This is a genomic window from Denitrobaculum tricleocarpae (assembly GCF_007004665.1).
Lineage (GTDB): Bacteria > Pseudomonadota > Alphaproteobacteria > Kiloniellales > Kiloniellaceae > Denitrobaculum > Denitrobaculum tricleocarpae.
In genome coordinates, this window is record NZ_ML660054.1 from 352,405 (window position 1) to 371,871 (window position 19,467).

Here is a 19,467-nt window from a genome sequence, read left to right on the forward strand (position 1 = left end):
GCACGCGCCCCGGCCGCCGGATCCGAATTCAACCAAGCTTCTTCTTGAGCAGCTGATTGACCATGCCTGGATTGGCCTTGCCCTGGGTCGCTTTCATGACCTGCCCGACGAACCAGCCGATCAGTTTGGCGTTGCCGCCCTGGTACTGCTCGACCTGTCCGGGGTTATCCGCAATCAGCTGATCGACGATCCCCTCGAGGGCGCCGGTGTCGCTGATCTGCTTCAGACCCTTTTCTTCGACGATGGCCGCGGCGTCCTTGCCGCTGTCCCACATGGCCTCGAAGACCTCTTTCGCCGTGCGTCCGGAAATCGTGCCGTCCGCGATCAGGTCGATCAGACCGCCCAGTTTCGTGGCATCCACCGGCGCATTGCCCAGGTTGGCGCCACTGGTTCGGTTCAGAGCACCGAAGTAATCGCCGATGACCCAGTTGGCCGCCAGCTTGGGATCCCGGCCCTTGGCCACGGTCTCATAGAAAGCCGCAGTCTCCTGATCGGCGACCAGAACGCCCGCGTCATAGACGGGCAGACCGAACTCATCGATAAAGCGCTGCTTCTTGGCGTCCGGCAGTTCCGGCAGCTCCTTCTTCAGCGACTCAACCCAGGCCCCGTCGATCTTCAGGGGCAGCAGGTCCGGGTCCGGGAAGTAGCGGTAATCATGCGCCTCTTCCTTGCTGCGCATGGAGCGGCTGGTGCCTTTGCTGGCATCGAACAGGCGCGTCTCCTGATCGATGGTTCCGCCCTCTTCCAGGATCGCGACCTGGCGCTTTGCCTCCAGCTCGATGGACTGCTGTACGAAACGGATCGAGTTCACGTTCTTGGTCTCTGTCCGGGTGCCAAAGGGCTCGCCGGGCCGCCGCATGGAAAGGTTCACGTCGGCCCGCATGGAGCCCTCGTCCATATTGCCGTCGCAGGTCCCAAGGTAGCGCAGGATCGACCGCAGCTTGCGCAAATAAGCCCCCGCTTCTTCCGCCGAGCGCATATCCGGCTTGGAGACGATCTCCATCAGGGTCACGCCGGAGCGATTGAGATCGATGTAGGACATGGTCGGATGCTGATCGTGCAGACTCTTGCCCGCATCCTGCTCCAGATGCAGGCGCTCGATCCCGACTTCACGGGTCTTGCCGTCTTCCAGGTCCAGGATGATGGTTCCCTCACCCACGATCGGATGCAGAAACTGAGAGATCTGATAGCCCTGCGGCAGATCGGCGTAGAAGTAATTCTTCCGCTCGAACTCGGAGAAGAGGTTGATCTTCGCGTTCAACCCAAGGCCGGTCTTGACCGCCTGCTCGACCGCCATCTCGTTGATCACAGGCAGCATGCCGGGCATGGCCGCGTCCACCAGCGAAACCTGGCTGTTCGGCTCGGCGCCGAACGCGGTCGCCGCGCCGGAGAAGAGCTTTGAGTTGGCGATCACCTGGGCATGGACTTCCAAGCCGATCACCATTTCCCAGGGGCCCGTTTTACCTTCGATTATCGTCATGACTGCTCGTCTTTCCTCTTTGCCTCAAATCAACCGGATCACGAAATGATCTGGGGTAAGGCATCAAACTCGGCCGCGCTCTCCAGCACCTCGGCAACCTTCATCAGCGTCCCCTCCTCGAAGGGTTGTCCGAGCAGTTGCAGGCCCAGCGGCAGACCTTCGCCCGAGAGGCCCGCCGGAATCGAAATCCCGGGCAGACCCGCGAGGCTAGCGGGAACCGTGAAGACGTCGTTGAGATACATGGCGACCGGGTCGTCCATCTTGTCGCCCATACCGAAAGCCGCGCTGGGCGCAGTCGGCGTCAGGACGACATCGACCTTTTCGTAGGCCGCCTTGAAGTCGTTGGCGATCAGAGTGCGGATCCGGCGCGCCTTGTTGTAGTAGGCGTCGTAATAACCGGCCGAGAGCACATAGGCTCCGATCAGGATCCGGCGTTTAACCTCGGCGCCGAAGCCCTCGCCCCGGGTTGCCTCGTACATTTCATCGAGAGTCTCGCCTGGAACCCGCAGGCCATAGCGCACGCCATCGTAGCGTGCGAGATTGGAGGAAGCCTCCGCTGGGGCGATGATGTAGTAGGTCGGCAGCGCATACTTGGTGTGCGGCAGGCTGATATCGACCATCTCCGCACCCGCAGCTTTCAGCCATTCAATGCCCTGTTTCCAGACGGCGTCGATCTCGGCAGGCGTTCCGTCGATCCGGTATTCCTTGGGGATGCCGACCTTGAGGCCACGTACATCACCGGTCATAGCCGCTTCGTAGTCGGGCACCGGCGTATCCACGCTCGTAGAGTCCTTGGGATCATGACCGGCCATGCCACGGAGCATGATGGCCGCATCGCGCACTGTGCGGGTCATCGGCCCCGCCTGATCCAGAGAAGACGCAAAGGCAACCGTGCCCCAGCGCGAGCAGCGGCCATAGGTCGGCTTCATGCCGACAATGCCGCAGAAAGCCGCCGGTTGACGGATCGAGCCGCCTGTGTCGGTCCCGGTCGCGCCCAAAGCACAGCGCGCAGCCACAGCCGCCGCGGAACCGCCGGAGGATCCCCCGGGCACCAGTGGCTCGTTGCTGCCGCTGCGCCGCCAGGGATTTTCCACGCCACCGTAGTAGCTGGTCATATTGGACGACCCCATGGCGAACTCATCCAGGTTGGTCTTGCCCAGCATGACCGCGCCGGCCGCCCAGAGATTGGCGGACACGGTCGATTCATACTGCGGCTGGAAGCCGTCCAGGATATGAGAACCCGCCGTGGTCAGGACATCCTGCGTGCAGAAGAGGTCCTTAATCGCCAGCGGGATACCCTCGAGCACGCCGGCGTTTCCCTTCCGGCGGCGCTCGTCGGAAGCATCGGCCCCGCTCAGCGCCTGCTCGGGCGTCTCGGTGATAAAGGCATTCAAAGAGCGGCAGGCCTCGACCGCCTCGACATGAGCCTGGGTCAGCTCGCGCGCGGAAAAATCGCCCTTCGCCAGGCCGTCCCGGGCCTCGGTGAGGGAAAGATGGGTCAGCTTGGACATTATTCGACCACCTTTGGAACGGCGAAGAAGCCGTGAGCGCCCTCGGGCGCGTTTTTCAGAACCTTGTCGGCGCAGTTGCCATCCGTCACCACGTCCTGGCGTTGCGGCAGGCTCATGGCCACCACCGAGGTCATGGGCTCGACGCCCTCGGTATCGAGCTCGGAAAGTTGCTCGACCCAGTTCAGGATTTCGGTCAGTTCGCCGGTCAGGGCTTCCTGCTGTTCCTCGGGTATGCGGATCCGCGCCAATTTAGCGATCCGCGCGACGGTGTCCTTATCGACAGCCATAACGGGTCCTGTTCTCGTTCTTTGGGAGATCCCGCTATAAGCCCGGCCAGACCTGGCCAAACCCCGCGGCGGGATCGAAGCGCGCGGAAAATAGCACCGGCGTTTCGCCCCCGCAATGCCAAGGCTGCGAAGGGCCGTGATTGAGACTGGCGCTGTCCGAGGCTATGGTTGAATTGAAGCTTGTCTTTGCCTGAAATCCGCTCTTCAAATTCAATGGAATCTATGGCACACCCTCCTGCCCCGCCCGGATGTTCCGATGTCCGGGCCGAACAGGTCGTCTCCTGCGCCGATGGCCTGACTGCTGGCGTGATGGAATTCTGATAGCGTGATTGAATGCTACCTTTAGAACAAAAATCAGTATTTGACCGGGTCCACCCACCAATGCGGATAAGAACAAAGCGTCTGGAGCTCGGCCCGGTCGAGATGGACGACAAAGACGATTTGGTGAAGATCCTCAACAACTGGGAGGTTGCCCAATGGCTTATCGCGCCTCCTTTCCCTTACAAGCAAAGAGACGCCATCGACTGGATTCTCAAGGTCCGCAAAGACCACGAAAAGCTCTCCCCGGAACACTTCGGTATTTACCTGCGCGACGAGGGCAAATTGATCGGCGCCGTCTCAATCGACAGTAAGCTCAAAGACAATACCTGGACCCTGGGCTACTTCGTGGGACAGCTCTACTGGGGCCGGGGCTATGTCTTCGAGGCCATCGAACCGTTGATCACCTATGCACGCGATCACCTGCACGTCAGACGGATCGTTGCCACGGTCGACCAGGAAAACGTAAGATCGACCAGAGTTCTGAAAAAACTTGGTTTCAAGTACGAAGCAGCCAAAGAAGGGCAATACCCGACACGCCGCCAGGGCAACCTCGTCGACGCCTATTACATCGATTTGTGATTCATTCGGATACGCTGAAGCTCGAAAGATCGAGATCTCCACTCCAGCGCCAGGCCCCGAGAAAAGGTTCATTTGCCGTACGCCGTCCATGCGGGACCCAGGCCGGGTGATGAACCAGGCTGCCAGGTGGCTGCGGCGTGTAATCCTGCGCGCCTACGGTCCATTCTGCAACGCCGGCAATCACCAGATAAGTTTCTTCGCCTGAATGGCTGGAGATGGGATAATCCGTACCGCGTTCGGAGACCAGCAGCCCGACCCGCGCCGACTCCGCATAGATGTGACCGTCGGGACCAACGAGCTCTGTCGTGTGGAGGTTTGAGGAAATATCCTCCGCCAGCCCCGTGCCTTCCCAGCATTCCCAGTCCAACAGAGAAGCGCACTCGAGAACCCTCCGCGCAATTGGAAGGGCATTAACAAGACCGCATGCCGCCTCGAGCAAAGGTCCCGCGTCTGATCGTCCCGGCCGCCGGCGAAAGGGCCGGCCTATCGCGGACTTCAAGGCGGTTACCGCCTCATCCCCTCCCGGCCGCCCCTCGGCTTCATAGGCCCTGGCCAGTTCGCCGAGCAATAGGTCGAACTTCTCACGCGCGCCCGGTTCCAGCTCATATGTCTCGAAAGCCGTCGTCATCTTGGGTCAAATCCCGCTCTCGCTTTTACGCTCCCGGTGCAACTACTCTGCGGGCGCAACGTCAGCTGTCTTTGGCGTTCCTTTGATCTTCTCCCGGAAGCCCTGGAAGAGGCAGTAGAGCACCGGAATAAAGAAAATCCCGATCGCGGTCGCCGCCAGCATTCCACCGAAGACGACAAAACCAACCGAAACACGGCTGGCCGCGCCGGCACCGGTGGCAAAGATCAGCGGCAGGACACCCAGGATAAAGGATAACGCCGTCATCATGACCGCGCGGAAGCGAAGCCGGGCCGCCTGTTGGGCGGCCTCCTGGATAGAGAGCCCCTGCTCCCGGCGCTCCTTGGCAAACTCGACGATCAGGATCGCACTTTTACTGGCCAGGCCGATCAGCATGACCAGGCCGATCTGGGCGTAGAGATTGTTGTCCAGGAAGGGAAAGAGCATCAAGGGCACCAGGGCTCCGAAGGCCGCAATAACCACCGAGGTCACCACTGACAGCGGTACTGTCCAGCTCTCGTACTGCGCCACCAGAAAGAGGTACGCAAAGATAAATGCCAGACCGAAAATGAAGAGGATAAGGCCGCCGGCCTCCAGTTCCTGCTGTGAGGTCCCGGTCCATTGAATACCGTAACCCTCCGGCAAGGCCTCCGCGGCCACCTCCTCCATCGCGGCAATGGCATCGCCGGTGCTGAAGGCGTCAGCGCTCGAACCGGTCAGGGACGCCGATTGGTAAAGGTTGTAGCGGGTGATCGAGAGCGGTCCCAGGATCGGCTTCAACTCGACGAGCGCGTTGAGCGGAACCATCTCCCCGGCGGCATTGCGGACATGAAGCTGGCTGATATCGTCGATGGCATCCCGATCATCGGCCTCGGCTTGAATGATGACGCGATAAACTTTTCCGAAGAGGTTGAAATCATTGATGTAAGACGATCCCAGGTTGGCCTGAAGCGTAGAGAAGATCTCGGCGATCGAAAGCCCCAGCGCTTCAGCCTTGTCCCGGTCCACTTCAAGGAACAGCTGGGGTACGTTGGCCGAAAAAGTACTAAAGACACTCGAGAGTTCGGGCCTCTGGTTCGCGCTGAACACAAGGCTGCGCATGGCCGAGGCCAGCTCCTGCGGGCTCCGCCCCAGGAAATCCTGAAGTTGCGCCTCGACATCGCCACCCGTGCCAAGACCGGCGATCGGCGGAACCGGGAAGGCAAAGGCCTCCGCCTCGATCATACCCGCCAGGCGCTGATTGATCTGCCTCAGAATAGCAAACCATTGCTGATCGGGTTCGGTTCTTTCATCCCAGTCACTCAAAATCGGGATCAGCAGCGCCGAGTTGGAGGCCGCGCCCCCGAGAATACTGAAGCCGCTGATCGCGATCACATCGGTGACACCCTCGATCTCCAACAGCATCTCACTTGCCCGATCGGCCACCAGTTCGGTCCGGGACAGGGACGCGCCATCCGGAAGTTGGATATTGCCGAAAAAGACGCCCTTGTCCTCCAGGGGAATAAAGCCCGTCGGGACAGACTGGAACATATAGACGGTGGCGCCCACGAAGACGCCGAAGACCATGATGCTCAAAGCGGTCGCGCGGATCATGCGCGCGACCACCCAGGCATAGCCGTCCCGGGTCTTATCGACCAGATTGGCGAAAAGCCGCAGCGGTCCGCGGGGATTGCCGCTTCCCGGCTTCAACAGCAGTGAGCAAAGCGCCGGCGAGAGGGTCAGCGCGTTGATCGAAGAGATCGAGACGGCAACACAGATGGTCACGGAGAACTGCTTATAGAGTTCGCCCGTAATGCCGGGCATAAAGGAAACCGGAACGAAAACCGCAAGCAGCACCAGCGTGGTCGCGACCACGGGCCCGGTGACTTCCTTCATCGCCTGCCGGGTCGCATCACGTGCGTTCTGACCGGTCTCGGACATGATGCGTTGCACGTTTTCCACCACGACAATGCTGTCATCAACCACGATGCCGATCGCCAGAATGATGGCGAAAAGCGTGATGGTGTTGGCCGAAAATCCGACCAGAAAGAGCACCGCGAAGGTGCCGATCAGGGAGACGGGGATCGCCAGTGTCGGAATAATGGTCGAGCGCCAATCCGCCAGGAACAGGAAAGTTACGGCCACCACCAGCGCGAAGGTGATCATCAGCGTCTCGAGCACTTCCGCGATAGAGGCCCGAACCGCCTTGGTCGTGTCATAGAGGATCCGGTATTCCATATCCGGCGGAAAACGCTCCGCCATCCGGTCCAGTTCGGCATACACCGTGTCCGCGACGCCCAGAGCGTTCGCGCCCGGCGATTGATAAACGGCGATCGAAGCCGCCGGTCTGTTGTTCAGCTTGGAAATCGCGCCATAGGATTGCGACCCCAGTTCGAGCCGTGCCACATCCCGAAGGCGCACAATCGAACCGTCGCCGGCCGCCCGCACGATAATGTTGCCGAACTCCTCGACGCTGACCAGCCGGCCTTTCGCCTGAATGGAATACTGAAACTGGGGTGCCCCGTTGTAGGGTGGCGCGCCGAGCTGCCCGGCGGTCGCCTGGATGTTCTGGCTTTCGATCGCATTCGAGATGTCGGTGGTTGTCAGCTGGAGTGAAGACAGTCTGTTCGGATCCAGCCAGACCCGCATGCCGTAATCCAGCGCGCCGAACTGCGACACACTGCCGACACCATTCACCCGCGCCAGCACATCCTCGATATTGATCGAGGCGTAATTGCTGAGAAAGAGCGCGTCATGGGTGTTGTTGGGTGAAACAAGGTTGACCACCAGCAGCATGCTGGAGGATTGCTTCCTGGTCACGACGCCTTGCCGGGTGACCTCGAGCGGCAGCTGGGCATTGGCGACGGCCACCCGGTTCTGCACGTTGACCGCGGCGATGTCCGGATCGGTTCCGACCTCGAAGGTAACCGTCAACTCGTAGCTGCCGTCATTCGAGCTGGTCGACGACATGTAAATCATATCGTCGACGCCGTTCACCTGTGCCTCAATCAATGAGGCAACCGACTCCTGCACCACAGAGGCACTGGCCCCCGGATAGCTGGTGGTGACCTTGACCTGCGGTGGCGTGATCTCGGGATACTCCGACACGGGGATGGAATAGACGGAGAGGATGCCGGCAAGGGTAATGACGATGGAGATAACGAACGCGAACTTCGGGCGATCGATAAAAAACGCGGAAAGCATAAAGTGTCTGTCCCTGGGATTATCCCTGGCCGCCGCCGGTCATGGTGACCGGATTGACCAGCATTTCGGGCTGTACTTTCTGCAAGCCCTGCACGATCACCTGCTCGCCCTCGGTCAGGCCGTCGTTGACGACCCAATCCATCTCGACCTGATCGCCCAACGTGACCCGCCGAACTTCCACCTTATTGGCCCGGTCGACCACCAGGACGAAGTAACCTTTCTGATCCTTCTGAACCGAAGCCTGCGGAATAACCACAGCGGATTGCGGCGTTATCTGACGTACAACAACAGTCACGAATTCTCCCGGCAAGAGCAGGCGTTCCGGATTGGGAAAAACCGCCCGCGCCGTCACCGTATCGGTGCTCTGGTTTACCGTTGAATCGAGATAGTCGAATTCACCGGGATGCTCATAGAAGCTGCCATCGGAGAGCTGAAGCGAAGGCGCGACAACCGGGTTGTCCAGGTTGATACCCTGACGGCGCGCTTCGATCAGTTGCTTCTCGCTGACCGCAATGGTCACGTAGATCGGATCGAGTGAGATAACGGTGGCCAGGGGTTCGCTGTTCGGCCCAACGAAGTTGCCGACACTGTAGCGCGCACGGCTGATCTTTCCGTCGATGGGGCTGATGACCTCTGTGTAGCTCAGGTCCAGATTTGCCGCCCGCAAAGCCGCCTCCGCCTGCAGAACCGATGCACGGCCAGTTCCGAGGGTTGCTCTCGCCGAATCGAGCGAGGCTTCACTCGCTGTTCCACGCTTCACCAGTGTCTCTTTGCGGGAAAAATCCGCCTGCGCATTCTGCAAGGTGGCTTTAGCGCCCGTCAGATCGGCCTCACGCTGTTGAACGGTGATCTCATAGGTATCCCGTTCAATCTCGAAAAGCACCTCACCGGCCTTGATCTCTGTTCCTTCCCGAAAGTTCCGTTTTTCGAGAAAGCCAGACACACGCGCTCGTAGCTCAACCGTGTCGACCGCTTCAGCCCGGCCGAGATAGGAAAAGGTAGGTGTGATATCCCGCCGCTCCGCAGGGACAACGATGACGCTCGGCGGTTCCGCAGCCTGTTGCGCCAGCGCCGGTCTCTCACGAGTTCCGGAACCAATGGCAACAGCGGTCACAACAAGAGATGCGATAGCGAAGTGCCTGAACTGCATAGCAATGCCCCAACTCACCTGCCGCTCCGGAAGTCCCGAGGTTCTCTTGGTGAGAGACTCCGGAAAGCGATTTGTTTTAAAGCGTCTAACATAGGTGCTGACGCGATTTGTTGCGACCATCCTAACACTAGAAAACGCCAAGAGTCGCCTTTCAATCCAGGCTCAACCCTGTTCACGTCTTGCCTGAGCTCCCGTACTACTTGGGGTTAATCTCTCACTGCCAATCGCGATCTTGTTATCTCGCTTGACTGGCAGGTGAAGCCTCCCGCGCTTAGCTCCTGAGTAGCAAACGCCCCGATATTCAGCATTCGTCAGGAGAAGAAACAATGCGAAAGCAGGCTAAAACGGCAGCCCTGTCCCCGGCAGCCTTTCAGGGCTCGTACCGCATACTGCTCGTTGGCTTGATCTCGATCGCGCTTCTCGTTGCCGCGCAGTCGGTCCGCGCCGCACCTTCGGCTGAACTCTGGGAACGCTGGAGCGCCCATGATCCGGCTTCAACCACAGTGCTCCAACATGACGCCTGGGACGCATTTCTGTCACGTTACGTCTCCGAGCATGCAGATGGCGTGAACCGGGTCGACTATGCCGGCGTCAGCCGTGCCGACAAACGCAAGCTCGCCGATTACATCGATGCGCTGACGGCGACAAGAGTTTCCGGCCTGAACCGCGCCGAACAGCAAGCCTACTGGGTGAACCTCTATAATGCCCTGACGGTCGTGACGGTCCTTGACGCGTTCCCGGTCGCCTCGATCCGCGACATCGATATCTCGCCGGGCCTCTTCAGCGACGGTCCCTGGGGCAAGAAGCTGGTAACCATCGAGGGTGAACAGCTCAGCCTGGACGACATCGAGCACCGGATTCTCAGGCCGATCTGGCAGGATCCCCGAATCCACTATGCCGTAAACTGCGCTTCGATCGGTTGCCCGAACCTGCAGACGAGCGCCATGACGGCGGCCAACACGGAAGAATTCCTCGACGCGGGCGCGGTGGCGTATATCAACCACAAACGCGGTGCCGAGATTGTCGGGGGACGCCTGGTCGTCTCCAGCATTTACGACTGGTTCGAAGAAGACTTCGGCGGCGATGATGCCGGCGTCATCGCCCATCTGAAGCAGTACGCCAACCCGGATTTGAAGGCCGCCCTCGCGGATGTCACGAAAGTCAGCGACGACCGTTACGATTGGGACCTGAACGGCACGGTGGCCTTTACGAAGTCCAGCAAGAAACGCAAAACCGCTCAGGAGTGGCGTAGCCGCGGCAGCTGATCGTTCAACCCTTGCACAGGAGCCATACGGCGAAGACGGCAGCAATACCCATAGTCTTCTGCGGACTCTGTCTCGCCGCTTCGTCACTCCTTCTGCTTCTGCTCTCCCATCACCAGCTCTCGCAGGCAATCGTCGGCCTCTCCCCGATCTTCTGGCTCGTGGGGATCGGTATGACTGGCGGCGTCATCTATTTGATGCTCTGCGGTTACATTCTGCGATGGGGCGACAAAGACCAAGGCATCGGCTACGCCCTTATCTGGCTTCTGCTGGTCGGCTTGGCGATGCGCCTTCTCATGTTGCCTTCGACGCCGATGCTCGAGAACGATTACTTCCGCTATCTCTGGGATGGCGCCGTCACCGCGGCAGGACAAAACCCCTTTGCCCATGCCCCCGGGAACATTCTGCAAGGCGACGCCCCCACTGCCCTGCGGGAGCTTGCCAGGGAATCCGACGGCCTGCTTGAGCGGGTCACCTATCCGGTTCTGCGCAGCATCTATCCGCCTGTCGCTCAAGCGTCATTCCTTCTGGCCAATTGGCTGGAGCCCTGGAGCCTGATGGCGTGGCGCGCGGTCATCTTGGCTTTCGATCTCATCTCGCTGGGGCTGCTTGTCGCAATCCTGCGGCGGCTTGGCCGCCCGGTGATCTGGTCAGCGCTTTACTGGTGCAATCCGTTGCTGGTGAAGGAATTCTTCAATTCGGCCCATATGGACGCCGTCCTCGTTCCCTTTCTTCTCGCAACGCTTTTGCTCGCTCTCAAAAGCCGGACGGCCTGGGCGAGCGTGACGCTCGCGCTAGCGGCCGGCTGCAAGGTCTGGCCCGTCCTGTTGCTCCCTAGCCTATTGAGGCCTCTTGCCGCCCGTTGGCGCCAGGCCCTCGCGCCGCTCTTGATTTTCGGCACGATCATAAGCCTTCTGGCGACGCCCATCCTTTGGGCCGGTTTCAGCCAGGACTCCGGCTTCGTCGCCTACGCGCAATCCTGGCAACGAAATGATGCCCTCTTCGGCTTGATTGCCTGGCTTTCCGCAGCCCTGCTCGATGTTTTTTCGCTGACGTCGCTGGACGCCGCGCGCATTGCGCGTTTTGCTATCGCCCTAGTGATCGTCAGCGTCGCCGTGGGCATCAATCGCGATGATATCCGAGAACCCGCCGAGACCGCACGGCGCTTCCTCTTTATCGCTGCCCTGCTCTTCCTGCTGAGCCCGACACAGTATCCCTGGTACTACAGCTGGCTGCTGCCCTTCCTGGTCATTCAGCCCTCCATACCCTTGCTGCTGATGACGGCGCTCCTGCCGCTTTACTATCTGCGCTTCGTCTTCGAGGCCAACGAATTCGCTGCGATAACGGAGCGCGTCTTTGCCTGGATCCAGTTTGGCCCGGTACTGGGAATGCTGGCTTGGCAATGGCTTGCGTCAAGGAAGGCGGGAGGCACTCTCACCCCGATCCCTGTCCGCCAGAGGAGTCCCGAAACATGAGATCTGATACACAGATCACGACGATTATTCCGGCCCTCAACGAAGAGGCGTCAATCGGCAAGGTCATCGCGGCCATACCTGACTGGGTAACCGAGATCATCGTCGTCGATAACGGCTCAAGCGACAACACCGCCGGTGTTGCGAGAGATGCCGGCGCCACAGTCCTGATGGAACCCCGCAGGGGCTACGGACAGGCCTGCCAATGCGGACTTGCCCATCTTCAGAGGTCAAACAGCCAGAAGTCAAACAGCCAGAAGTCAAACAGGAAGTCCGATGTCGTCGTGTTCTTGGACGCCGATTACAGCGACTACCCCGGCGAAATGGACCTGCTTGTGGACCCTATTGTCTCGGGGCTGGCCGAACTGGTCATCGGCTCTCGCACGCTGCGCAGCAATCCACGCGATTCCCTGACCCCGCAACAACGCGCCGGAAACAGTCTCGCCTGCGCGCTGATCCGTTTGATCTGGCGTACCCGCTACACGGACCTCGGTCCCTTTCGGGCGATCAGCCGGGCCGCGCTAGATCAGCTCGACCTGCGTGACAGGGACTTCGGTTGGACCGTCGAAATGCAGATCAAGGCATCACAACGGCAATTAAAGATCCGCGAGGTGCCGGTCAGCTATCGCCGCCGCATCGGACAATCAAAAATCTCGGGCACGCTGAAAGGCACGATCCTCGCCGGGACAAAGATCATCTACGTCATCCTGGCCGCAATGATCGGCCGGCGTTTCGCTAAGATTTGAGCCCGGTCAGCACCGCATATCAGGCGCAGCGGGATTTTTCCCAGAGCTTGGCGGAGCGCAGGTCGGCCCAGCCGAAAGCCTCGTCACTGGGACCATGCGCCTGAAGATGAGCCAGTTTCGCTTTGGCCTCGGCAAGATCCGGGCGATGGCCCTCCTCGACCCACCACATCACGAAGTGATGTTCGGTCATCTTTCCGAACCACTCGTCCCGGCGCTCGTAAAACTTGCGGTGAATGGTTCCCCAGACAAAGCGCTCGAGGTCGGCGGCGGTTTCCCAGACAGACATATTGGCGATGATCAGGGGATCGTCAAAGGCCTGGACAGAGGTTGCATTGCCGCTGTCGTCCTGAAAGCGCCAGACGAAGCCCGGCATCCGATCTGCCAGACCGTTGATGCGATCCAGGTTGTCGGCGAATTCAGCGATATCCGGATGATCGATCGGCTGAGACAGACGGCCTAGGTTCAGTTCCGCGAGCTGCATGGAGTCATCCCTCTCTGTTTTTCTCACGCCGTTAGCTATGCCCAGCTTTACCGAAATCTCAAGCCCGTTCTGCCCGCCTTGCCCGCTTGCAGCCGCTTCTGTATGTCTGTGCAGGTTCTTCTGCCCTGACGCTAAAACCTTTGAAAGCAACCGTCTTGCCTCTCGTCGCCTTCACCGATCTTCTGTCCAAGGTTCCAAAGGGCCTGCGCCTGCTGGGCCTCGATCCGGGAACCAAGACCATCGGTTTGGCGATATCGGATGGCGGCTTCATGGTTGCCTCCCCCATCGGCACGATTAAGCGCAGTAAGTTCACCAAGGACGCCAAGGAACTCGCAGGCATTTGCAAGGAACGCGAGGTCGGCGGCCTGATCATGGGATTGCCGGTCAACATGGACGGCACCGAAGGGCCACGCTGCCAGTCGGTGCGCCAACTCGCCCAAAACCTGATCGACAAAGCCGGTTTTACGCAGCCGATCGCCTTCTGGGATGAACGCCTTTCGACCTCCGCGGTTGAGCGTTTTCTGGTCGGCGAAGCCGACATGACGCGGAAACGCCGGGCGGACGTGGTCGATAAAATGGCCGCCGCCTACATCCTGCAGGGGGCGCTGGATGCGCTTGCAAACCAGAGCCGAGCGCAGGAGAGCGAGCCCTCACCGCCCACCTAAGGAGCGAGCGCGCTGGCCTTGTTCGCGATAACCCTGCCGCGCGTGCCCGGCCCGCTGGTCTAACCCCTGCCACCTGTGCTTTAACAAACCGGCGCTTTAAGAAACCGGGCCGCATTTCATCGAACGAGATAAGAAACGACCATGACCGACAATCCTTCCACTCCAGAAGCAAGCGGACCTCTCGCCGGCCTTCGCGTTTTCGATCTGACCCGCATTCTCGCCGGTCCGACCTGCACCCAGCTGCTTGGTGACCTGGGAGCGGACATCATCAAGATCGAACGGCCGGGACAAGGTGACGACACCCGGAAATGGGGCCCGCCCTACATCAGGAATACGAAGGGCGAAGACACCAAGGAAAGCGCCTATTACCTCTCCTCCAACCGCAACAAGCGCTCGCTGGCCATCGATATCAGCAAGCCGGAGGGACAGGCACTGGCCAAACGCCTGATCGCACAGTCGGATATTCTGGTGGAGAACTATAAGGTCGGCGGCCTGGCCAAATACGGCCTCTCCTACGACGACCTGAAGGACGAGTTTCCCGGCCTGATCTATTGTTCCATCACCGGCTTCGGCCAGACCGGTCCCTATGCGCCGCGCGCCGGCTATGACTATCTGGCCCAGGGCATCGGCGGTATCATGAGCCTGACCGGCGAAAGCGACGGAGCGCCCATGAAGGTCGGTGTCGGCATCGCCGACGTCATGTGCGGCATGTACGCCAGCTCGGCAATCCTCGCGGCCCTTCACCACCGCACGCAAACAGGGAAAGGTCAGCAAATCGATCTGGCTCTGCTGGACACCCAGGTCTCCTGGCTGGTCAACGAAGGCCTGAACTACCTGACCTCGGGCAAAGTACCAACCCGGTTGGGCAACGAGCACGCCAACATCGTGCCCTACAAAGTCATGCCCGCCGCCGACGGCTTTTTCATTCTCGCGGTCGGCAACGACCGGCAGTTCAAAAGCTTTTGCGACTATGCCGGCGCGCCGGAACTCGCCGAAGACCCCCGTTTCGCAACCAATTCCGACCGGGTCAAAAACCGCGAAGCCCTCTACGCGCTGCTACCGGACGTCACGAAGCGCAAAACCCAGCAGGAATGGGTCGAGGGACTGGCGGATATCCATGTCCCCTCGGGCCCCGTAAACACGCTCGATCAGGTCTTTGAGGATCCGCAAATCCGGGCGCGCGGCATGAAACTGACCATGCCCTACCCGGAATCCCAAAGCGGCGAGGTGGATCTGATCGCCAACCCGATCAAGTATTCCGGCACGCCGGTCACCTACCGGCGGCCACCACCGACCGCGGGCCAGCATTCCGAGGAAGTGCTGCAGGAACTGCTGGAACTGTCAGAGAACGAGATCGCCGGACTCCGCGACAGCGGTGTGATCTGAAGAGCAGAATTCGGGCGCGGAACGGCGCAGATTTGCACTCTGCAAAATCTCCCTTTTCACCCGTTGCGCGACCGCCGCGAGGGTGACATAGTCCCGCTTTAATGACTGATACCGGACACACTGCGAACATCCTGGGATTCGCACACCGCCATCTGCTTGGAATCGACGGGCTGACGGCGGAACAAATCACCTTTCTTCTGGACCTCTCCGACAGCTACGTCGCGCTCAACCGCTCTGACGACAAGAAGACGTCGCTCCTGCGCGGGCGGACCGTGATCAATCTCTTTTTCGAGAATTCGACACGCACACGAACGTCGTTCGAGCTGGCCGGCAAACGCCTGGGCGCGGACGTGATCAATATGTCGGTTTCGTCCAGCTCGATCAAAAAGGGCGAGACGCTGATCGACACCGCCATGACCCTGAATGCCATGCACCCGGATGTGCTTATCGTCCGGCATCCGGACTCCGGGGCGGTCAAGCTGCTGTCCGAAAAGGTCAACTGCGCGGTCATCAACGGCGGCGACGGCAGCCACGAGCATCCGACCCAGGCACTGCTGGATGCCCAGACCATCCGCCGCCGGCGCGGCAATCTCCAGGGCTTGCGAGTCGCCATCTGCGGCGACATCCTGCACAGCCGGGTCGCACGCTCGAACATTCAGCTCCTGGGAATCATGGGTGCCCACGTGCGGGTGATCGCGCCGCCGACCCTCTTGCCAAGCAATATTGAACGCCTGGGCGTGGAAGCCTTTTTCGATATGCGCGAGGGCCTGAAGGACTGCGACATCGTTATGATGCTCCGGCTCCAGACGGAACGCATGCAGGGCAGCTTCGTGCCCTCGATCCGTGAGTATTTCCGCTTTTTCGGCCTCGACCGCGACAAGCTGCAGGCCGCCAAGCCTGACGCTCTGATCATGCACCCCGGACCCATGAACCGCGGGGTTGAAATCGACAGCGAACTGGCGGACGACATCGACCGCTCGCTGATCCGCGATCAGGTCGAGATGGGTGTGGCGGTGCGCATGGCCTGCCTGGATGCCCTGACCCGGACATTGCGCTCCAATTCCGAAGAACGCACCGCCGCCCAGGCCGGAGGTGCAGCATGATGTCCTCGAGCATGAATCCGATCAGCAGAAAGAACCCGGGGCGCGTCGCCTACATCAATGCGCGCCTGCTCGATCCCACCAGCGGGACCGATGAAACCGGTGCTTTGCTCAGCGACGGAACCAGGATTGCCGACGTCGGTCCGCGCCTTTTCAACGACGGTCTTCCCGAAGACGCGCAGGTCGTCGACTGCGCGGGCCTTTGTCTCTCGCCGGGTCTGATCGATATGCGGGTCCAGCTACGCGAACCGGGCGCCGAGCATAAGGAAACCATCGAGAGTGCCAGTCGCGCCGCGGCTTGCGGCGGTATCACCTCCATGGTCGCCCTGCCCAACACCGAACCTGTCATCGACGATGTCGCGGTGCTGGAATTCATCGCCCGGCGCGCCCGCGAAGCCAAGCTGGTCAAGGTCTATGCCTACGGCACGGTTACACGCGGCCTGAAAGGCCGGGAGCTCACGGAATTCGGTCTGCTCACCGAGTTCGGCGCGGTCGGTTTCACCGACGGCCTTACGGCAGTGGCGGACTCGCAGGTGATGCGCCGTGCCCTCAGCTATTCCCGCACCTTCGGACAGGTGATCATCCAGCACCCAGAAGATCCTGCCCTGTCGGGCGGTGCAATGAACGAAGGCGAAGTGGCGACGCGGTTGGGTCTCGCCGGCATCCCGGCAGCCGCGGAAGTCATCATGGTGGAGCGCGACCTTCGCCTGGTCGCCCTGACCGGCGGCCGCTATCACGTCGCCAACGTTACGACCGCCGAGACCCTCGACGCGATCCGCAAGGCCAAGCGCGCCGGTCTTGCGGTGACCTGTGACACAGCCCCGCAGTACTTCACGCTCAACGAAAACTCCGTCGGCGATTATCGTAGCTTTGCAAAAGTCTCTCCGCCGCTCCGGGGTGAAGAGGACCGCAAGGCCGTTGAAGAGGCTCTTGCCGACGGCACGATCGACGTGATCGCTAGTGATCACAGCCCACATGATCAAGACTCCAAGCGTCTGCCTTTCGCCATCGCAGAACCAGGGATTGTCGGATTGGAGTCTCTGCTGCCGCTCTCGTTGCAGCTTTATCACAACGGCAAGATCGGGTTGTTGGATGCGCTTTCCAAGCTGACCAGCGGACCAGCCGCTATCCTGGGGCTCTCGGGCGGCAGTCTGGCGGTCGGCGCGCCCGCGGACCTGACCCTCTTCGATCTCGACAAACCCTGGCAGATCGACCCGGACAGCTTTCAGAGCAAGTCGAAGAACTCCCCCTTTACGGATTACCCTGTCCAGGGGGCGGTCAAGCGCTGTATCGTCGATGGCCGCTGCATTTTCGGCACCGACGACGCGCGAGAAAGCTGAAGAGGGCCGCAACGCCATGCCGGATCCGATATCCTGGTCACATGCCGCACCTTTTTTGATTGCTGCTCTTGTTGGCGGTTATCTCCTGGGCTCAGTGCCTTTTGGACTGGTCGTCACCAAGCTGGCCGGACTCGGCGACGTCCGCTCGATCGGTTCGGGCAACATCGGCGCGACCAACGTTTTGCGTACAGGCCGTAAGGACCTTGCCTTCGCAACCCTCGTGCTCGACGGAGGTAAAGGCGCGGCGGCAGTCCTGATTGCCATGCTCTGGGGACCCGATATGGCTCTGGTGGCCGGATTTGGCGCAGTTGTCGGTCATCTCTTTCCCGTCTGGTTGAAGTTCAAGGGCGGCAAGGGTGTGGCCACGACCCTGGGGGTCATCGCTGCGCTGGCCTGGCCGGTCGGCATTGCCTGTTGCGTGACATGGCTGCTGGTGGCCGCCGCCGCGCGTTACTCCTCTCTCGCGGGACTGCTTTCTTTGGCCTCTGCCCCGGTTTTTTCCTGGTATATCCTGGGCGACCTTCAAATGGTTGAACTCACCGCGGCCATCGCCATCCTGATCTGGTTCAAGCACCATGAGAATATCCTCCGCTTACTTAAGGGCGAGGAAACCAAGATCGGTCAGAAAAAGACGGAATAGCATGAGTGGCAGTTTCACGCCTTGACGCCACCAGCGTTTACGACCCAAGGTAGCTCATGATCAGCACTCAAGATAGCGCCCGCAATGAACGCGAGATCATCGATAGTCTGCAGCTCAGCCGAAGCCGTTCTATCGGCCCCGTCACTTTCCGGCAGTTAACCGCCCGCTTCGGTTCCGCCGGTGAAGCAATTGCCGCTCTTCCGGGTCTGCTGCGTAAAAGGAACCACACAGCCAGATTCTCGCTAAGGCCACGGGGCGAAGCCGAACGCGAGTTCGATGCCATTGCGAAGCTGGGCGCCTGGGTCATCCCCCTGCAGTCAGTCAGCTATCCGGCGGCCCTCGCAGCCACTGAAGATGCGCCGCCGGTCCTGATCGGCCTGGGCGATCAGAAGCTCATGACACGCAAAGCCATTGCCGTGGTCGGTGCCCGCAATGCCTCCGCCAACGGACGGCGGCTGGCCCGGCAGTTTGCGGCCGATCTGGGTAGGGAAGGACTGATTGTCGCGTCGGGGCTTGCCCGCGGAATAGATACCGCCGCGCATCAGGGTTCGCTGCACAGCGGCACCCTCGCCGTGGTCGCCGGCGGGCTCGACGTGATCTATCCGCCGGAAAACGAGGACCTTTATAACGCGATCGTGGAACAAGGAACGGTGCTGAGCGAGATGGCGCCTGGCACCCGTCCTCAGGCCAGGTACTTTCCGCGCCGCAACCGCATCGTTTCGGGTCTCTCGCTCGGCGTCCTGGTGGTCGAGGCCGCCCGTAATTCCGGCTCGCTCATCACCGCCCGCCTAGCGTTGGAACAAGGCCGGGAAGTCTTCGCCGTGCCAGGTTCGCCGCTCGATCCCAGATCGCAGGGCGGCAACGATCTGATCCGTCAGGGAGCGATTCTCACCGAATCCACCGAAGATATCCTGCGCGCAGTGGAAAGCAGCTTCGAGAAACCGCCGATTGCCCCGCAAGCGCTTGAGAAGGCAGTCTTTTGCACGCCGGCGAACGATGAAAATGAAATCGCCGAAGCCCACGGGGACATCGTGTCATTGCTATCGGATACACCTGTTGCTGTTGACGAACTGATCAGGCAATGCCAATTGTCTCCCGCAGCCGTGTCCTCAGCGATCCTTGAGCTGGAACTCACCGGTGCCGTAGATCGGCTCCCCGGGAATATGGTGGCGCTCAGATCGGGAACCGCGGCTCGGACGGCGTTTTAATCGATTGGTTCGAATATTTATTTGCAGGTAA

At 60.5% G+C, this 19,467-nt stretch carries 17 protein-coding genes; 10 read left to right on the top strand and 7 right to left on the bottom strand.

The genetic code is table 11. The features are described 5' to 3' along the window. Nucleotides 1-28: 28 nt before the first annotated feature. From gatB to gatC, 3 genes are read right to left on the bottom strand one after another with little or no spacing between them, the layout of a single operon-like run. Nucleotides 29-1,480 (bottom strand): Asp-tRNA(Asn)/Glu-tRNA(Gln) amidotransferase subunit GatB, encoded by a 1,452-nt coding sequence (gene gatB / locus FKG95_RS10715; RefSeq protein ID WP_142896344.1) that lies wholly within the window; start codon nt 1,478-1,480, stop codon nt 29-31. 38 nt (nt 1,481-1,518) lie between these two features. Continuing rightward, nucleotides 1,519-2,991, bottom strand: coding sequence for an Asp-tRNA(Asn)/Glu-tRNA(Gln) amidotransferase subunit GatA (gene gatA / locus FKG95_RS10720; RefSeq protein WP_142896345.1), 1,473 nt, complete (start codon nt 2,989-2,991; stop codon nt 1,519-1,521). Further along, complete coding sequence (gene gatC, locus FKG95_RS10725) at nt 2,991-3,278, bottom strand: Asp-tRNA(Asn)/Glu-tRNA(Gln) amidotransferase subunit GatC (protein ID WP_142896346.1); 288 nt, start codon at nt 3,276-3,278, stop codon at nt 2,991-2,993. Before gatC ends, gatA begins: the two co-directional genes overlap by 1 nt. A gap of 381 nt (nt 3,279-3,659) precedes the next feature. Between gatC and FKG95_RS10730 the strand changes: the two genes are divergently transcribed. After that, nucleotides 3,660-4,178: a GNAT family N-acetyltransferase gene (locus FKG95_RS10730; protein WP_179954041.1), complete on the top strand. Its 519-nt coding sequence runs from the start codon at nt 3,660-3,662 to the stop codon at nt 4,176-4,178. Between the two features lies 1 nt (nt 4,179). Here FKG95_RS10730 and FKG95_RS10735 read toward each other — a convergent pair whose 3' ends face one another. The 3 genes from FKG95_RS10735 to FKG95_RS10745 are packed head-to-tail and all read right to left on the bottom strand — an operon-like array spanning nt 4,180 to nt 9,154. After that, entirely contained in the window at nt 4,180-4,806 is a 627-nt protein-coding gene (locus FKG95_RS10735) for a dimethylsulfonioproprionate lyase family protein (protein WP_142896348.1), read from the bottom strand. 42 nt (nt 4,807-4,848) lie between these two features. Then, a complete protein-coding gene (locus tag FKG95_RS10740) occupies nt 4,849-7,986 on the bottom strand; it encodes an efflux RND transporter permease subunit (protein ID WP_142896349.1) in 3,138 nt (1,045 codons plus the stop codon). 19 nt (nt 7,987-8,005) lie between these two features. Then, entirely contained in the window at nt 8,006-9,154 is a 1,149-nt protein-coding gene (locus FKG95_RS10745) for an efflux RND transporter periplasmic adaptor subunit (RefSeq protein WP_179954042.1), read from the bottom strand. Nucleotides 9,155-9,462: 308 nt separating this feature from the next. Here FKG95_RS10745 and FKG95_RS10750 point away from each other — a divergent pair, with 308 nt between their 5' ends. The 3 genes from FKG95_RS10750 to FKG95_RS10760 are packed head-to-tail and all read left to right on the top strand — an operon-like array spanning nt 9,463 to nt 12,616. Beyond that, nucleotides 9,463-10,401 carry a DUF547 domain-containing protein gene (locus FKG95_RS10750; protein ID WP_218940158.1) on the top strand — a complete coding sequence of 313 codons (939 nt, stop codon included), beginning with the start codon at nt 9,463-9,465 and terminating at the stop codon, nt 10,399-10,401. Between the two features lie 11 nt (nt 10,402-10,412). Then, nucleotides 10,413-11,873 (top strand): MptA/MptB family glycosyltransferase, encoded by a 1,461-nt coding sequence (locus FKG95_RS10755; protein WP_142896351.1) that lies wholly within the window; start codon nt 10,413-10,415, stop codon nt 11,871-11,873. After that, a complete protein-coding gene (locus FKG95_RS10760; RefSeq protein ID WP_142896352.1) occupies nt 11,870-12,616 on the top strand; it encodes a glycosyltransferase family 2 protein in 747 nt (248 codons plus the stop codon). Before FKG95_RS10755 ends, FKG95_RS10760 begins: the two co-directional genes overlap by 4 nt. Before the next feature lie 19 nt (nt 12,617-12,635). On the opposite strand, the gene FKG95_RS10765 is transcribed toward FKG95_RS10760, so the two are convergent. Further along, entirely contained in the window at nt 12,636-13,097 is a 462-nt protein-coding gene (locus FKG95_RS10765) for a DUF3291 domain-containing protein (RefSeq protein WP_142896353.1), read from the bottom strand. Between the two features lie 155 nt (nt 13,098-13,252). Between FKG95_RS10765 and ruvX the strand changes: the two genes are divergently transcribed. The 6 genes from ruvX to dprA all read left to right on the top strand — a co-directional run bounded on the left by ruvX (nt 13,253) and on the right by dprA (nt 19,436). After that, complete coding sequence (gene ruvX, locus FKG95_RS10770; RefSeq protein ID WP_142896673.1) at nt 13,253-13,762, top strand: Holliday junction resolvase RuvX; 510 nt, start codon at nt 13,253-13,255, stop codon at nt 13,760-13,762. Between the two features lie 141 nt (nt 13,763-13,903). Next, nucleotides 13,904-15,148, top strand: coding sequence for a CaiB/BaiF CoA transferase family protein (locus FKG95_RS10775; protein ID WP_142896354.1), 1,245 nt, complete (start codon nt 13,904-13,906; stop codon nt 15,146-15,148). A gap of 101 nt (nt 15,149-15,249) precedes the next feature. Continuing rightward, entirely contained in the window at nt 15,250-16,251 is a 1,002-nt protein-coding gene (locus FKG95_RS10780) for an aspartate carbamoyltransferase catalytic subunit (protein ID WP_142896355.1), read from the top strand. Then, a complete protein-coding gene (gene pyrC, locus FKG95_RS10785; protein ID WP_246116739.1) occupies nt 16,248-17,588 on the top strand; it encodes a dihydroorotase in 1,341 nt (446 codons plus the stop codon). The genes FKG95_RS10780 and pyrC overlap by 4 nt, the downstream gene beginning before the upstream one ends. A gap of 16 nt (nt 17,589-17,604) precedes the next feature. Continuing rightward, a complete protein-coding gene (plsY, locus tag FKG95_RS10790; RefSeq protein ID WP_142896675.1) occupies nt 17,605-18,228 on the top strand; it encodes a glycerol-3-phosphate 1-O-acyltransferase PlsY in 624 nt (207 codons plus the stop codon). 56 nt (nt 18,229-18,284) lie between these two features. Next, a complete protein-coding gene (gene dprA, locus FKG95_RS10795) occupies nt 18,285-19,436 on the top strand; it encodes a DNA-processing protein DprA (RefSeq protein ID WP_142896356.1) in 1,152 nt (383 codons plus the stop codon). Nucleotides 19,437-19,467 lie beyond the last annotated feature (31 nt).

Bases quoted from the DNA above. Each gene is read 5' to 3' on its own strand.
- gatB (WP_142896344.1), bottom strand. From the start codon at position 1,480: ATGACGATAATCGAAGGTAAAACGGGCCCCTGGGAAATGGTGATCGGC.
- gatA (WP_142896345.1), bottom strand. From the start codon at position 2,991: ATGTCCAAGCTGACCCATCTTTCCCTCACCGAGGCCCGGGACGGCCTG.
- gatC (WP_142896346.1), bottom strand. From the start codon at position 3,278: ATGGCTGTCGATAAGGACACCGTCGCGCGGATCGCTAAATTGGCGCGG.
- FKG95_RS10730 (WP_179954041.1), top strand. From the start codon at position 3,660: ATGCGGATAAGAACAAAGCGTCTGGAGCTCGGCCCGGTCGAGATGGAC.
- FKG95_RS10735 (WP_142896348.1), bottom strand. From the start codon at position 4,806: ATGACGACGGCTTTCGAGACATATGAGCTGGAACCGGGCGCGCGTGAG.
- FKG95_RS10740 (WP_142896349.1), bottom strand. From the start codon at position 7,986: ATGCTTTCCGCGTTTTTTATCGATCGCCCGAAGTTCGCGTTCGTTATC.
- FKG95_RS10750 (WP_218940158.1), top strand. From the start codon at position 9,463: ATGCGAAAGCAGGCTAAAACGGCAGCCCTGTCCCCGGCAGCCTTTCAG.
- FKG95_RS10760 (WP_142896352.1), top strand. From the start codon at position 11,870: ATGAGATCTGATACACAGATCACGACGATTATTCCGGCCCTCAACGAA.
- FKG95_RS10765 (WP_142896353.1), bottom strand. From the start codon at position 13,097: ATGCAGCTCGCGGAACTGAACCTAGGCCGTCTGTCTCAGCCGATCGAT.
- FKG95_RS10775 (WP_142896354.1), top strand. From the start codon at position 13,904: ATGACCGACAATCCTTCCACTCCAGAAGCAAGCGGACCTCTCGCCGGC.
- FKG95_RS10780 (WP_142896355.1), top strand. From the start codon at position 15,250: ATGACTGATACCGGACACACTGCGAACATCCTGGGATTCGCACACCGC.
- pyrC (WP_246116739.1), top strand. From the start codon at position 16,248: ATGATGTCCTCGAGCATGAATCCGATCAGCAGAAAGAACCCGGGGCGC.
- plsY (WP_142896675.1), top strand. From the start codon at position 17,605: ATGCCGGATCCGATATCCTGGTCACATGCCGCACCTTTTTTGATTGCT.
- dprA (WP_142896356.1), top strand. From the start codon at position 18,285: ATGATCAGCACTCAAGATAGCGCCCGCAATGAACGCGAGATCATCGAT.